This window comes from Streptomyces sp. NPDC023723 (assembly GCF_040639815.1).
Lineage (GTDB): Bacteria > Actinomycetota > Actinomycetes > Streptomycetales > Streptomycetaceae > Streptomyces.
Genome location: NZ_JBFAAP010000033.1, coordinates 19300 through 33324, shown reverse-complemented (window position 1 = coordinate 33324; position 14025 = coordinate 19300). Strand labels below are relative to the sequence as shown.

Annotated in this window: 12 protein-coding genes and 1 pseudogene; 10 read left to right on the top strand and 3 right to left on the bottom strand. The window is 71.0% G+C overall.

Annotated features, from left to right (window positions below):
- Positions 1-5 precede the first annotated feature (5 nt).
- Together AB0G32_RS27885 and aceB are read left to right on the top strand one after the other, a co-directional pair.
- Entirely contained in the window at positions 6-668 is a 663-nt protein-coding gene (locus AB0G32_RS27885; protein ID WP_361168944.1) for a nucleotidyltransferase family protein, read from the top strand.
- A gap of 130 nt (positions 669-798) precedes the next feature.
- Positions 799-2421 (top strand): malate synthase A, encoded by a 1623-nt coding sequence (gene aceB / locus AB0G32_RS27880; RefSeq protein WP_361168941.1) that lies wholly within the window; start codon positions 799-801, stop codon positions 2419-2421.
- A gap of 3 nt (positions 2422-2424) precedes the next feature.
- On the opposite strand, the gene AB0G32_RS27875 is transcribed toward aceB, so the two are convergent.
- Both AB0G32_RS27875 and AB0G32_RS27870 read right to left on the bottom strand, forming a co-directional pair.
- Complete coding sequence (locus tag AB0G32_RS27875; RefSeq protein WP_361168938.1) at positions 2425-2700, bottom strand: Rdx family protein; 276 nt, start codon at positions 2698-2700, stop codon at positions 2425-2427.
- Entirely contained in the window at positions 2697-3602 is a 906-nt protein-coding gene (locus AB0G32_RS27870) for a HipA family kinase (RefSeq protein ID WP_361168935.1), read from the bottom strand. Before AB0G32_RS27870 ends, AB0G32_RS27875 begins: the two co-directional genes overlap by 4 nt.
- 1417 nt (positions 3603-5019) lie before the next feature.
- Here AB0G32_RS27870 and dctA point away from each other — a divergent pair.
- From dctA to AB0G32_RS27830, 8 genes and pseudogenes are all read left to right on the top strand, one after another.
- Positions 5020-6459: a C4-dicarboxylate transporter DctA gene (dctA, locus tag AB0G32_RS27865; protein WP_361168932.1), complete on the top strand. Its 1440-nt coding sequence runs from the start codon at positions 5020-5022 to the stop codon at positions 6457-6459.
- Positions 6460-6554: 95 nt separating this feature from the next.
- Positions 6555-7460: a LysR family transcriptional regulator gene (locus tag AB0G32_RS27860; protein ID WP_361168929.1), complete on the top strand. Its 906-nt coding sequence runs from the start codon at positions 6555-6557 to the stop codon at positions 7458-7460.
- Positions 7461-7626: 166 nt separating this feature from the next.
- A complete protein-coding gene (locus AB0G32_RS27855) occupies positions 7627-8709 on the top strand; it encodes a tartrate dehydrogenase (RefSeq protein ID WP_361168926.1) in 1083 nt (360 codons plus the stop codon).
- Between the two features lie 151 nt (positions 8710-8860).
- Positions 8861-8947 (top strand): annotated as a pseudogene (locus AB0G32_RS27850) (IS5/IS1182 family transposase); the annotation flags it as partial.
- Positions 8948-9136: 189 nt separating this feature from the next.
- Entirely contained in the window at positions 9137-9532 is a 396-nt protein-coding gene (locus AB0G32_RS27845; protein ID WP_361168923.1) for a helix-turn-helix transcriptional regulator, read from the top strand.
- Between the two features lie 149 nt (positions 9533-9681).
- On the top strand, positions 9682-10494 hold the full coding sequence (gene modA, locus AB0G32_RS27840) for a molybdate ABC transporter substrate-binding protein (protein WP_361168920.1): 813 nt from the start codon (positions 9682-9684) through the stop codon (positions 10492-10494).
- Complete coding sequence (locus AB0G32_RS27835) at positions 10491-11312, top strand: ABC transporter permease (RefSeq protein WP_361168917.1); 822 nt, start codon at positions 10491-10493, stop codon at positions 11310-11312. The genes modA and AB0G32_RS27835 overlap by 4 nt, the downstream gene beginning before the upstream one ends.
- Positions 11309-12379, top strand: coding sequence for an ABC transporter ATP-binding protein (locus AB0G32_RS27830; RefSeq protein WP_361168914.1), 1071 nt, complete (start codon positions 11309-11311; stop codon positions 12377-12379). Before AB0G32_RS27835 ends, AB0G32_RS27830 begins: the two co-directional genes overlap by 4 nt.
- Before the next feature lie 6 nt (positions 12380-12385).
- Here the strand turns inward: AB0G32_RS27830 and AB0G32_RS27825 are convergent, their stop codons facing one another.
- The gene (locus tag AB0G32_RS27825; protein WP_361169048.1) at positions 12386-13945 is read right to left on the bottom strand and encodes an IucA/IucC family protein; all 1560 of its coding nucleotides are present in this window, start codon (positions 13943-13945) and stop codon (positions 12386-12388) included.
- Positions 13946-14025 lie beyond the last annotated feature (80 nt).

Genomic DNA, 14025 nt, shown 5'->3' with positions numbered 1-14025 from the left:
GACCCATGACGGAGTACGGAGACCAGGTCACCGGCCTGCTGCTGGCGGCGGGCGGCGGGCGACGACTGGGCGGACGCCCCAAGGCACTGCTGGAACACCGCGGCCGGACGCTGGCCGAGCACGCGGTGCGCGCCCTGCGTGCGAGCGGCTGCGCCCGCGTGCACGTGGTTGTGGGGGCGCGGGCGGACACCGTACGCGCCCGGGCGGCTCTGGACGAATGGGATGGACCGGATGGACCGGACGGACCGGATGGAATGGACGGACTGGACGGACGAGACGAGTGTGTCCTGGTGGACAACCCGGACTGGGAGCGCGGCATGGGCACTTCGCTGCGCGCCGGACTGGACTCCCTGGCCGGTACGGGGGCACGGGCCGCGCTGGTCTGCCTGGTGGACCAGCCCGGTATCGGCGCCGCCGCGATGGCCCGGGTCCGCGCCGCCTTCCGGGACGAGACGTCCCTGGTCTCGGCCGCCTACGACGGCGTACGCGGGCATCCCGTGCTGCTCGGCGCGGCACACTGGGCGGGTGTCACCGCGACTGCCACCGGGGACCGGGGGGCACGCGCCTATCTGAAGGAGCACGCGGGGCAGCTCACGCTCGTCGAGTGCGCGGACGTGGCACAGCCCTACGACATCGACACCGAGGCGGACCTCGGCCACCTTGAGTGAGAAGAGACCGCCCTGGGTGAACCAGGCGGTATCTCGACATCAACAAAACATTGAACTTCCACCATGAGGAAACTACTATCCATTCACGCCACCCCACGCTCAGAAGTGCCTGTGAAGGAAGTGACAGCTCATGTCCGCACCAGCGCCGTCCCCGCTGGCCATCGTCGACGCCGAGCCCCTGCCCCGGCAGGAGGAGGTGCTCACCGACGCGGCGCTCGCCTTCGTGGCCGAGCTGCACCGGCGGTTCACGCCCCGGCGTGACGAGCTCCTCGCCCGCCGCGCGGAGCGCCGCGCCGAGATCGCCCGCACCGTCACCCTCGACTTCCTGCCCGAGACGGCCGCGATCCGCGCGGACGACTCCTGGCAGGTGGCCCCGGCCCCGGCCGCGCTGAACGACCGCCGGGTCGAGATCACCGGCCCCACCGACCGCAAGATGACCATCAACGCGCTGAACTCCGGCGCCAAGGTCTGGCTCGCCGACTTCGAGGACGCCTCCGCGCCCACCTGGGAGAACGTCGTCCTCGGCCAGCTCAACCTGATCGACGCCTACACCCGGAACATTGACTTCACGGACGCGAAGTCGGGCAAGTCCTACGCCCTGAAGGCCGACGCGGAGCTCGCCACGGTCGTCATGCGCCCGCGCGGCTGGCACCTGGACGAGCGCCACCTCCGGCTCGACGGCAGCCCGGTGCCCGGCGCCCTGGTCGACTTCGGCCTGTACTTCTTCCACAACGCCCAGCGCCTGCTGGACCAGGGCAAGGGCCCGTACTTCTACCTCCCGAAGACGGAGTCGCACCTGGAGGCCCGGCTCTGGAACGAGGTCTTCGTCTTCGCCCAGGACTACGTCGGTGTCCCGCAGGGCTCCGTCCGGGCCACCGTCCTGATCGAGACGATCACGGCCGCGTACGAGATGGAGGAGATCCTCTACGAACTGCGCGAGCACGCCTCCGGCCTGAACGCGGGCCGCTGGGACTACCTGTTCTCGATCGTGAAGAACTTCCGCGACGGCGGCGCGAAGTTCGTGCTGCCGGACCGCAACGCGGTGACGATGACGGCGCCCTTCATGCGGGCATACACCGAACTCCTCGTCCGCACCTGCCACAAGCGCGGCGCGCACGCGATCGGCGGCATGGCGGCGTTCATTCCGTCCCGCCGGGACGCCGAGGTCAACAAGGTGGCCTTCGAGAAGGTCCGCGCCGACAAGGACCGCGAGGCCGGCGACGGCTTCGACGGCTCCTGGGTGGCCCACCCGGACCTGGTGCCGATCGCCATGGAGTCCTTCGACAAGGTCCTCGGCGACCGGCCCAACCAGAAGGACCGGCTGCGCGAGGACGTCCACGTCGAGGCGGCCGACCTCATCGCGATCGACTCCCTGGACGCCAAGCCCACCTACGCTGGCCTGGTCAACGCGGTCCAGGTCGGCATCCGTTACATCGAGGCGTGGCTGCGCGGCCTCGGCGCGGTCGCCATCTTCAACCTGATGGAGGACGCGGCCACCGCCGAGATCTCCCGCTCCCAGATCTGGCAGTGGATCAACGCCGGCGTGGTCCTCGACAACGGCGAGCCGGTCACCGCCGAACTGGCCCGCAAGGTCGCCGCCGAGGAACTGGCCGCCATCCGCGCGGAGACCGGCGAGGAGGCGTTCACGGCCGGCAACTGGCAGCAGGCGCACGACCTGCTGCTGACGGTCTCGCTCGACGCGGACTACGCGGACTTCCTGACGCTGCCGGCGTACGAGCAGCTCAAGGGCTGAGCGCTAGCCGGTCTTCTCCGAGTGGCCCAGGGTCTTGCCCGGGGCCACTCGGTCGCGTACGGCCCGTTTGACGGCCGTCGGCTCCGGAAAGCCGTGCTCCCGGCGGTCCCAGATCACCTCGTCGTCGGCCCGGACCACGAAGACGCCGCCGGTGCCTGGCTTGAGGGCCAGCTCGTCCAGCTCGGCCTCGAAGGTCGTCAGCAGTTCCTGCGCCAGCCAGGCCGCGCGCGGCAGCCAGCGGCACTGGGTGCAGTACTCGATCTCGACACGACCGCTCATTCCAGATGCACCGACCAATCCTGTTGTGCCGCCGGTCTGCCGTGCAGGTCGGGGACCCGCTTCAGCCAGTCCGGACGGTCCCGTTGCGTGCGGGCCGCCTTCAGGGCCTCCTCGGCGGCGCGTTCCTCCTGGGTCGGGAAGCCGGTGGGCAGCCACTGCGCCGAGGCCCGCACCCGCGCGTGGAGATGCGTCACGTACCGCTCGCGGGCCTCGTCCGGGGTCGCGAAGTCGGCCAGCCACGCGTCGGGGACCTCCTGGAGGACCCGGCGCAGCAGGTCCTCGGTCACCTCGGGCGCCAACTCGGCGTCGGCGGCACGCACGTCGGGCGCGTAGTGGCCGAGGGCGTGGTGGCGCAGGTCGTACGCCTTCCCCGGGTCGGCGCCGTCCCAGCGGTGGTGGAAGACGAGGGCGGCGCCGTGGTCGATCAGCCACAGGCGCGGCCGGGCCGTGCCGGACGTCGGCCAGACCATCAGGTTGGAGCTGTGCACGGTGCGGTCGACGTTGGCGGTGAGCGCGTCGAGCCAGACGATCCGGCCCGCCTCCAGCGAATCGACCGGGAAGCTCTTCGCCACCTCGGGGGTGAAGTCGGCGGCCCCCGGCAGGAAGTCCATGCCCAGATTGACCCCGGCGCTGGCGAGGTGCAGCTCCCGTACTTCCTGGTGCGGTTCGTCGCTGGCGATCGCCGGATCGAAGCCCACCAGCACCAGCTCGGGAAAGCGCAGCCCGAGCGCCCGCGCCAGCTCCCCGACGATCACCTCGGCGACCAGCGCCTTGCGGCCCTGCGCGGAGCCGGTGAACTTCACGACGTACATGCCGAGGTCATCGGCCTCGACGACGGCGGGGACGGAGCCGCCGGAGGTGAGGGGCTCCACGTAGCGGGTGGCGGTGACGTTTCTCAGCATTTCCGGAGCCAACCTGCCCTCTCGACCTTACATTCCACGACCGCCTCCTGGACCGCTCGTTGAGCGAGCTCGCCCGCCGTTGGCCGCGGGGAGAATCTGGGGAGCTCGGATCGGCATGCTGCTTCCCGTCCTCCCCTGCAGCGCGTCGACAGCCGTGCGTCCCTTGCTTCCGGCCGCCGGCATGCAGTGTGCATAGTAACCGAGGGTGATCGCCGGTGAGGAGTGGCCCAGCGGGCGGACCACGTCCATGGCTTCCACTGGTGGTGAACAGCGTGGAGGGTGAAAATGCTCGGCCGAGATGTATCCAAGGTTACGGCGTTCCGTTGACCAAGGTGCGCCCCCTATCTTTCCTGTCGGCGGTAAGCGAAGCGCCGGCAAGCACCAGCAAGAGAGACTGAACTTCCTTTCATTCTCGCCCTAGGAGCGGGAAAAGGCGTCCTGCAAGGAATGTCGCGCGGCACTGAAGCCATCCTGGTTACTTATGCCGACGGACTGACTGTAGTACAGCGCTTCTATAGAGGCGAGTTGATTGAAAGGCTTATCTGGCGCCCCTTGGCGGACTTACCAGCGATTACTGAGGCCGGTTCGTTGACTCTGGGGCCTGATAGGTGATTTGCCGGAGTGAAAGGCTACAGGCCATCTCAAGCAGCCCCTGATGGAGATCGGCGCATTGTTCATAGCGAATCCGCAGTCGCCAGAGCCGCCACGTTTCCAGAGCAAACGGCCGGTGGTTGAAGAGGTCGGGTCTGTGGCGTCCCAGGGCGGACGGGCCCGGCGTCGGGGTCGGCCGGCGCGAGCGCGTCCGGCAAGGGGGGTGCTTCCGCAGCTCACGCCGTCGCCGAGGCCGGTCAGCGGACACCGCGCCCGCAGTGGCCGCAGCGGGGCGTCACCAGCTGTTCGGCGCCGGCCTCGCGAAGCGCGAAGCGCCCGGATGATCCGCTCGCACGCCGGGGCGGCCGACCGGACGATCTCGGTGATCACGGTCTCGGGCTCGATGGCGGAGCGCGGCAGCTCACCGTCGGGCGCCGGCGTCGGGCATCACCGGCGCCTGCTCGGGCACGATCCGGGTCCGCTTGGACCCAGGCGACAGGTCTGGCTGGGCGACAGGCCGATGCCGCGGGGGAGAACACAGTCACGCCGGGTGCGTACAGCGCCTCCGCGGTGATCGTTCACGCGCGGCTCCCCCCGGCCCGCCAGGGGGCCGCTGCTGCACCTCCGCCCATAGGCACGGCCTATCCGGGTCATCGCTTTTTGGTCGTGGACCTCTTGGTGTGTGAGCCGCTTCACTGACCCGGTAGTCGAGGCGGTACTGGTCGGGCCCGGTACCGCACGGGCCTCACCGTCACGTCTGTGCGTGCCGCACCTGAATCCTCGTCGTGCGCCGGTGATGCCCAGTCATGCCTGGATGGAGGTTGCGATGGTGCATACCCCGGACGGAACCGCGGACGGTGCTGTGGCCAGGGCCAAGCCGTGGTACCGGCAGCTGTACGTGCAGGTGCTGGTGGCGATCGTCATCGGCATCGTGCTCGGGTGGCGGTGGCCGGATCTCGGTACATCGATGGAGCCGATCGGTACGACGTTCGTCGCGGCGATGAAGATGCTCATCGGCCCCATCGTGTTCCTCACCATCCTGGGCGGGATAGCCGGGGTGGCCGACCTGAAGAAGGTGGGCCGCACCGGGGTGAAGGCGCTGGTCTACTTCCAGGCGGGCACCGTCGTGGCCATGGCGGTCGGCCTCGTGGCGATCAACGTCTTCCCGCTCGGCGAGGGTGTCCACGCCGACGTCGGCGAACTGGAGCTGTCCGGCGACGCCGGTCAGTACGTCGAGAAGGGCGAACACCAGCACTGGTGGGAGTTCCTCACGAACCTGGTCCCGGACAGTTTCTTCGGAGCGTTCGTCGAGGGAGACATCCTCCAGGTCATCTTCCTCGCCGTCATTTTCGGCATCGCCCTGAAGATGGTCGGCAAGGCCGGCGAGCCGTTGATCGCATCGGTCAACCGTCTCACCGAGGTCGTGTTCACGGTCCTGTCCTTCGTGATGAAGGCGGCTCCACTCGGTGCCTTCGGCGCGATGGCGTTCGCGATCGGCAAGTTCGGTCTCTCCACGCTGACGAGTCTCGGTTCGCTGATCCTCCTCTTCTACGTCACCTCGATCCTGTTCGTCGTCGTGGTCCTCGGCGGTGTGCTGGCGGCGTACGTCCGGCTCAACATCTTCCAATTGCTGCGCCACTTCAAGGAGGAACTCCTGCTGGTCCTGGGCACGTCGACGGCCGAGCCCGCACTGCCCGGCCTGATGCGCAAACTGCAGTCCATGGGCGTGGACCGGCCGACAGCCGGACTGGTGGTGCCGACGGGCTACAGCTTCAACCTGGACGGGGCGGCGATCTACCTCTCCCTGGCCACGCTGTACATCGCCCAGGCCACCGACACCCCGCTGTCGGCCGGCCAGCAGCTCGGTCTGCTGGCCGTGATGCTGTTGACCTCCAAGGGCGCGGCCGGCGTGGCCGGCGGCGGATTCATCGCGCTGACGGCCACGCTGTCGACGGTCGGCCATGTACCGGCCGCGGGAATCATGCTCGTCTTCGGCATCGACAAGTTCATGTCGGAATGCCGGGCCCTGGTCAACTTCTGCGGCAACGCGGTCGCCACGCTCGTCGTCGCCCGCTGGGAGAACACGCTGGACCTGGCGCGGGCCCGGCGGGTCCTGGCCGGCGACGAGGGGGACGGGGAGAGTCCTTCGGAAGCCGGAAGCGGTGCGGGCAGTCCGGCGGAACCGGTGCGGGACGAGGCGGACGAGGACCGCCCGCTGCCTGTCCACGACACATCGGCCTCGGTGGCGTCGCCCCACTCTGCCTGACCCGTCGACTCTGCCTGACCCGTCGACCGGGTCGCCTTTCCCCGGGTGCTGCCGCTTCAATAGGCCAGGCTTATCGCGGCAGCACAGGAGACGGTATGGACGCCCGGCAACTGCAGTACTTCCTCGCGATCGTGGAGCACGGCGGCTTCAGCAGGGCAGCCGCCGTGCTCCACGTGGCGCAGCCGTCGCTGTCGCAGGCGATGGCCAATCTGGAGGCGGACCTGGGTGTCCCTCTCTTCCACCGCATGGGCCGCGGAGTGGTCCTCAGCGACGCCGGCCGAGAGCTCCTCGAACCAAGTCGCCGGGTACTGCGGGACATGGACGCCGTACGTGAAAAGGCCGGCGCGCTCGCCGGTCTGGGAGGCGGCACGCTCGAGGTCGCCGCCATGCCGTCACCGGGCATGGAACCGCTGACCACGCTGATCCACCGGTTCAGCGAGCTGCATCCGTCGGTCACGGTCGCCACCCGTGCGGCGTTCACACCCGAGGAGACCATCGCTCTGGTCCGCAGTGGTGTGTGCGAACTCGGGCTGCTGGGAGCCGCCAAGCCCGTCACCGCGCCGGGCATCGACGTCCTCGCTGTCGAAGAGCAGCCCTTCGTCGTCGTCGCGTCGGCCGACGCGGCATTCGAGGACGGTGCCGTACTGCACCCCGCGGAACTCGCCGGGCGGAAACTGATCGCTTCCCGGCCGGGCAGTCTGATGCGGACCATCGTCGACGAGATCACCGCGCACGGCGCCGACACGGAGATCGTCGCCGTCGTCGACCACCGCACCTCCATCCTGCCGCTGGTCCTGACCGGAGTGGGCCTGGCGGTGCTGCCCGCGGCCTGGACCCGTCTGGCCCGCCGGTGCGGTCTGGTGGTCGCCTCACTCGTACCGACGGCACATCTGCATGTCGCGATGATCAGCCTGCCCGCACACCTGACGCCGGCCGCCCGTGCCTTCCTGGAGTTGACCCGGGCGCTGGCACGCCGACGGACCGGGACAGGACCGTCCTGACCCGGGCGCCGCCGCACGGTCCGCACCGATCAGCGCTTCCTATGGGTCGTATCGAAGACACGTCTTGGACGCTCGGCGGCACGGCCATGTTGACTCCAGGAACCGGACCCCTTCGCCCCGAACCCGGGGCCTACCGGGGCAGTTCACCGTCAGCCGGAGGCTTCCCGTGACCGAGACCCGCACCTTCCGCATCGCCGCCGTTCCAGCCGACGGAGTCGGCGCCGAAGTAGTCGCCGCAGGCCGGACCGTGCTGGACGCGCTGGCCGAGAACTCCGGCAACGCGTTCTCCTTCGCCTGGGAAGAGTTCCCCTGGGGCTGCGACTACTACACCAGGACCGGCAAGATGATCGACGACGACGGCCTGGAGCGGCTCAGGGCCTTCGACGCCATCTACTTCGGCGCCGTGGGCTGGCCCACCGTCCCCGACCACGTCAGCCTGTGGGGGCTGCGCCTGAAGATCTGCCAGAACTTCGACCAGTGGGCCAACGTCCGCCCCGTCCACTTCCTGCCCGGGATCACCAGTCCACTCCGCAAGGCGGACACCACCGAACTGGACTGGGTCGTCGTGCGGGAGAACAGCGAGGGCGAGTACGCCGGACTCGGCGGGCGCAATCTGTCAGGGCGTGGCCAGGGCGGCGAAGTAGCCGTCCAGTCGGCCCTGTTCACCGAGGTCGGCTGCGAGCGGATCATGCGCTTCGCCTTCGACCTGGCCCGCACCAGGAGCCGCCGCAAGGTCTCCTCGGTCACCAAGAGCAACGCCCAGCAGTACGGGATGGTTCTGTGGGACGACGTCTTCAAGCGCGTCGCCGCCGACTACCCAGACGTGGAGACGGAGAGCGTGCTGGTCGACGCCATGTCGGCCAAGTTCGTCCTCCGCCCCGAGGACCTGTCGGTCGTCGTCGCCTCCAACCTCAACGCCGACATCCTCTCCGACCTCGGCAGCGCCCTGGCCGGCAGCCTCGGGCTCGCCGCCAGCGCCAACCTCAACCCCGAACGCCGGTTCCCCAGCATGTTCGAACCGGTCCACGGCTCCGCCCCGGACATCGCCGGACAGGGCCTGGCCAACCCGATCGGCGCCGTCGGCAGCGCCGCTCTGATGCTGGACCACTTCGGTCTTCCGGAGCAGGGGGACCGTCTGCGCAGGGCCATCGAAGCAACCACCGGCGCGGGCATCCTCACCCGCGACGTCGGTGGCACCGCGTCCACGGTGGACGTCACGAAGGCACTCATCGACGCCCTGAACGACTGAACACCTCCCCCGGGTCCTGCCCGGCCTGCCTAACCGTCGCGCCGGCAGGCCGGGCAGCCGCACGAAGCGGCCACGTTGTCCTCGGGCCCGGCGGTCGCGACCGCCGGGCCCGAGGAGACCTGTCGCCGCCGGCTTCGGCACCTGTGTTCTGCTCATCCGGATCTGCGAACGCCGGGGCGTTCCCGTCCTCGCCGACCGCGCCTGCATCGGTGCCGGTCCCTGGACGACCACGGCTGTCGACGTCCTCGCGCAGACGGTCGTCCCGTACTCCCGTATCGACCTCCGCCTGCCCATGTCGCTGTAGTACGTCGGCTGCGGCCACCCGACGCGGCTTCCTGCTGACTGACGCTGACGCCGGGGCACGGAATCCCGGCAGACGGTCTGGGCGCGGATCGAGGACAGCCTCCGGTCTCGTATCGTGACGCCCATGCAGTCCTACACGATCGGCCAGGCGGCGCGGCTGCTCGGCGTCAGTTCCGACACCGCGCGCCGATGGGCGGACGCGGGCCGGGTGGCCACGCACCGGGACGAGGCCGGCCGGCGGCTGGTGGACGGCCGGGACCTGGCCGCGTTCTCCGTCGAACTGGCCAGGGCCGGCGGCGGCGAGGAGGGCACCTCGTACACCTCGGTGCGCAACGCGTTCCCCGGCATCGTCACCGCCGTGAAGCTCGGCGACGTCGCCGCCCAGGTCGAGATCCAGGCCGGACCGCACCGGCTGGTGTCGCTGCTGACCCGCGAGGCCGTGGAGGAACTCGGCCTGGAGGTCGGTGTGGAGGCCACCGCCCGCGTGAAGTCGACCAATGTGCATATCGACCGTGCGTAAGGTTCTGTATCAACGCACATGCCAACTCCATGGACCGTAGATCACGCTGATGCGAACCCACCACAGACTTTTACCTCGCATCTGCGGCATTATCATCAGGACAGCCTCGTCCGTCAGGATCTTCAGGACCTCTAGGGAGCGCATCCGTGATGACCCGTACCCTGCTCACCGCCGGAGTGGGCGTCGCCGCTCTGCTCACCCTGAGCGCCTGTTCGTCGTCCGACGACGACTCGGCCGCCTCCGGCGCGTCCGCCTCCGCGTCCGCGTCCGCCGGTTCGGACAAGTTGTCCGGCACGGTGACCGTCTTCGCCGCGGCCTCGTTGCAGGAGAGCTTCACGACGCTGGGCAAGACGTTCGAGAAGGAGCACCCCGGTACCAAGGTGACGTTCAGCTTCGGCGGCAGCGACTCGCTGGCGGCGAGCATCACCGGGGGCGCCCCGGCCGACGTGTTCGCCTCGGCCAGCCCCAAGACCATGAAGATCGTCACGGACGCCGGGGACGCGGTGGGGACGCCCGCCACCTTCGTCCGCAACCAGTTGGAGATCGCCACCCTGCCGGGCAACCCCGACAAGGTCGCCTCGCTGAAGGACCTGACCGACTCGAAGTTGAAGGTCGTGCTGTGCGCCGAGGAGGTGCCGTGCGGGGCCGCCGCCCAGACGGCGCTCGACGCCAGTGATCTCAAGCTCACGCCCGTCTCCTACGAGCAGGACGTCAAGGCGGCCCTGACCAAGGTGGAGTTGAAGGAGGCCGACGCGGCCGTCGTCTACAAGACGGATGTGCACGCGGCCGGTGACAAGGTCGAGGGCGTCGACTTCCCCGAGTCCGCCGAGGCCATCAACGACTACCCGATCGCCCGGCTGAAGGACTCCCAGAACACCGCCGCCGCCGACGCGTTCATCGACCTGGTGCGGTCCGACGCCGGGCAGAAGGTGCTGACCGAGGCCGGGTTCCTGAAGCCGTGACCGAGGCCCGCGGCCGGCGCCCCCGGGTGCGGGCCCAGGTGGGGGGCGTACCGCTGCCGCTGCTGGTGCCGGCGGTGCTCGGGCTGGCGTTTCTGATCGTGCCGCTGATCGCCCTGCTGGTACGCACCCCCTGGTCGAGCCTGCCCGAGCTGCTGACCAGCGCCGAGGTGTGGCAGGCGCTGCGGCTGTCGCTGCTGTGCGCCACGGCGGCGACGGCGCTGAGCATGGTGATCGGGGTGCCGCTGGCCTGGCTGCTGGCCCGGGTGGAGTTCCCGGGGCGCGGTCTGGTGCGGGCCCTGGTGACGCTGCCGTTGGTGCTGCCGCCGGTGGTCGGCGGGGTGGCGCTGCTGATGGCGCTCGGCCGCAACGGTGTCGTCGGGGCGTGGCTGGACGACTGGTTCGGGCTCACCCTGCCGTTCACCACCACCGGTGTGGTGATCGCGGAGGCGTTCGTCGCGATGCCGTTCCTCGTCATCAGCGTCGAGGGCACGCTGCGCGCCGCCGACCCGCGTTACGAGGAGGCGGCGACCACGCTGGGCGCCTCCCGGTTCACCGCGTTCCGCCGGGTCACGCTGCCGCTGATCGCGCCGGGGGTCGCGGCCGGCGCGGTGCTGGCCTGGGCCCGGGCGCTGGGCGAGTTCGGCGCGACGATCACCTTCGCGGGCAACTTCCCCGGCCGCACCCAGACCATGCCGCTCGCCGTCTATCTGGCCCTCCAGAGCGACCCCGAGGCGGCCACCGCCCTCAGTCTGCTGCTGCTGGCCGTGTCCGTCGCGGTCCTCGCCGGGCTGCGCGACCGTTGGATGACCGCCGGATGACCGAGAAGACGTACGGTACTGCCCACGCCGCCGGGCTCGACGCCCGTCTCGTCGTCGACCGGGGCACGTTCCGGCTGGACGTCGCGCTGAGCGTCGCGCCCGGCGAGGTGGTCGCCCTGCTCGGCCCGAACGGCGCCGGGAAGACCACCGCCCTGCGCGCCCTGGCCGGGCTGGCCCCGCTGACCGCCGGGCACCTGCGGCTGGACGGCGCGGCGCTGGAGCGCACCCCGCCGGAACTGCGCCCGGTCGGCGTCGTCTTCCAGGACTACCTGCTCTTCCCGCATCTGACCGCGCTGGACAACGTGGCCTTCGGGCCGCGCTGTCAGGGCGTGCGCAAGGCGGAGGCGCGGGCCCGGGCCGCCGAGTGGCTGGCGCGGCTCGGGCTCGCGGAGCACGCCGGGGTCAAGCCGCGCCGGCTGTCCGGCGGGCAGGCGCAGCGGGTCGCCGTCGCCCGCGCGCTGGCCACCCGGCCCCGGCTGCTGCTGCTCGACGAGCCGCTCGCCGCGCTGGACGCCCGGACCCGGCTGGAGGTCCGGGCCCAGCTGCGGCGTCATCTGGCCGAGTTCGAGGCCGTCGCCGTACTGGTCACCCATGACCCGCTGGACGCGATGGTGCTGGCCGACCGGCTGGTCGTCGTCGAACACGGGCGGGTCGTCCAGGAGGGCGGTCCGGCCGAGATCGCCCGCCGGCCGCGTACCGACTACATCGCCCAGTTGGTGGGCCTGAACCTGTACCGGGGCGAGGCCGACGGGCACACCGTCCGGCTCGGCTCCGGGCCGTCCGTGGTCACCACCGAGGACCTCACCGGGCCGGTCTTCGTGGCGTTCCCGCCGAGCGCGGTCACCCTGCACCGGGACCGTCCCACCGGTTCCAGCGCCCGCAACCTGTGGCGCTGCGAGGTCACCGGTCTGGAGACGCACGGGGACCAGATCCGGGCCGCGCTCGGGGGTGAGCTGGCACTCGCCGCGGATCTCAGCGCGGTCGCCGCGGCCGAACTCGACCTCCAGCCGGGCGCGGAGGTGTGGGCGACGGTGAAGGCGGCCCAGACCCATGCCTATCCCGACTGAACGCTGCTATCCGGCCAGCGGGTTGGGCAGCGGCAGATAGCGGGCCGCGGCGCCGTCCGCGCCGGTCCAGCGCAGCAGGAGGTTGGTCTTGCCGGGCAGGGTGGGCGCGGTGAGCAGCGCGGGGATCTCGGGGAGCGGGTGCCGGGCGAGTTCGCGGCGGACGGCGGGCCACGGGTCGAGTCCGGGGTGCCGTTCGGCCAGGGCCCCGGCGATCTCGGTGAGGTGGTTGACGAGCAGGGTGTACACCAGCCGTTCCCAGCCGGCCTCCCGGTCCACCTCGGGCAGCAGTTTCACGCCCTCGGCGTCCCGGAACAGGGCCTGTACCGGCGTTCCGTGCGCGTCGACCGCGACCAGGGTGTTCTGGAGGTGGGCCTCCAGGACGACGCCGTGGTCGTGGAAGGCGGTGAGGGCCGGGGGGATCACCTGGCCGAGGTACGCCGCCCACCAGCCGTCCGGGTCGTCGGTGGCGGCGAGCGGGCTGTCCGCGAAGCCCTCGGCCAGCCCGGCGGCGAGCAGCGGGGTGGCGCCGGGCAGCAGATGGCCGCCGAGTCCGTCGCGGACCAGGACGGCGAGCTCCTCGAAGGCGAAGGCGGCGGTGCGGTAGCCGGTGTCGCCGAGCCAGGCGGCGGGGCCGCCGGCGGCCGCGAACGCCGCGCGGGCCGCCGTGTCGGTGCGGCGCAGCCGCAGCAGGTCGTGCCGCCACAGCCGGCGGATGTCGTTGGTGATCCGCACGTCCAGGCTGAACTTGAGGAACAGGTCGTGCTCGGGCGCGTACAGGGTGCGGATCGCGGCGGTGGGCCAGACCGGGGCGGCGCTCTCGCCGAGCCGGATCAGGCGGCCGTCGGCGAAGGCGGGGGCGAGCGCGTCGGCGGTCAGGGCGAGTTGCCAGGGGTGGGCGGGCAGCAGCCGGTAGCCGGGCGGGGCCTCGCCGAGGGTGTCGAGGGCGCTGGTGTCGCCCTCCTCGACGACCGTGTCCGCGCGCAGGCCGAGCAGGGTCAGCGGGAAGCGGGCGTGCGCCTCGGGGGCGTAGGGCAGCCAGGCCGCGGCCGGGCCGCCGCCGCGGGCCTTGGGCGCGGGGTGGTGGGTGTGTCCGGTGAGCAGGGCCTGTTCGGAGCGGAGGTAGGGGTCGGCGGGCGGGACGGCGCGGGCCCGGGCGGTGAGCAGGGCGGCCACCGCGTCCCGGCTGTCGGTCATCTCGGTGGGCAGTTCGTGGTTGGGCAGGCCGGTGTGCCGGCGCAGTTCCTCGGCGACGAGTTTGACCAGCTCGGTGTGGTCGACCCGGTGCCAGCCGGCCGCCGTGCGCACCTCCGGCTCGGCGGGGCGCCGGCCACCGCGCACCCGCAGCAGCCGGCCGGTGCCGGGCAGCCGGTACACCGGGCGGTCGCCCCTCCTGTGGCCGGCGCGACCGCCGTCGATGGCACCGGGGCCGGGCAGCGGCTCGGCCACCTCGCGCAGCAGGCAGTTGAGCAGCGGCACCGCCGCGTGGGCGTCGGCGAGCGCCGCGACGTCGTCACGGGTCGCGGCGTCGTCGCCGGCGGGCGGGGGCAGGACATCCACGCGTTCCACTCGTTCCCTACGGTCTGTCATGGGCGGAGACGATCAGTATGTCTGCCCTCGCCACTGCCCCGTGACGCCCTGTCCGTACC

Excerpts from the sequence above, each read along its gene's own strand:
- AB0G32_RS27885 (WP_361168944.1), top strand. The coding sequence starts at position 6 with ATGACGGAGTACGGAGACCAGGTCACCGGCCTGCTGCTGGCGGCGGGC.
- aceB (WP_361168941.1), top strand. The coding sequence starts at position 799 with ATGTCCGCACCAGCGCCGTCCCCGCTGGCCATCGTCGACGCCGAGCCC.
- AB0G32_RS27875 (WP_361168938.1), bottom strand. The coding sequence starts at position 2,700 with ATGAGCGGTCGTGTCGAGATCGAGTACTGCACCCAGTGCCGCTGGCTG.
- AB0G32_RS27870 (WP_361168935.1), bottom strand. The coding sequence starts at position 3,602 with ATGCTGAGAAACGTCACCGCCACCCGCTACGTGGAGCCCCTCACCTCC.
- dctA (WP_361168932.1), top strand. The coding sequence starts at position 5,020 with ATGGTGCATACCCCGGACGGAACCGCGGACGGTGCTGTGGCCAGGGCC.
- AB0G32_RS27860 (WP_361168929.1), top strand. The coding sequence starts at position 6,555 with ATGGACGCCCGGCAACTGCAGTACTTCCTCGCGATCGTGGAGCACGGC.
- AB0G32_RS27845 (WP_361168923.1), top strand. The coding sequence starts at position 9,137 with ATGCAGTCCTACACGATCGGCCAGGCGGCGCGGCTGCTCGGCGTCAGT.
- modA (WP_361168920.1), top strand. The coding sequence starts at position 9,682 with ATGACCCGTACCCTGCTCACCGCCGGAGTGGGCGTCGCCGCTCTGCTC.
- AB0G32_RS27830 (WP_361168914.1), top strand. The coding sequence starts at position 11,309 with ATGACCGAGAAGACGTACGGTACTGCCCACGCCGCCGGGCTCGACGCC.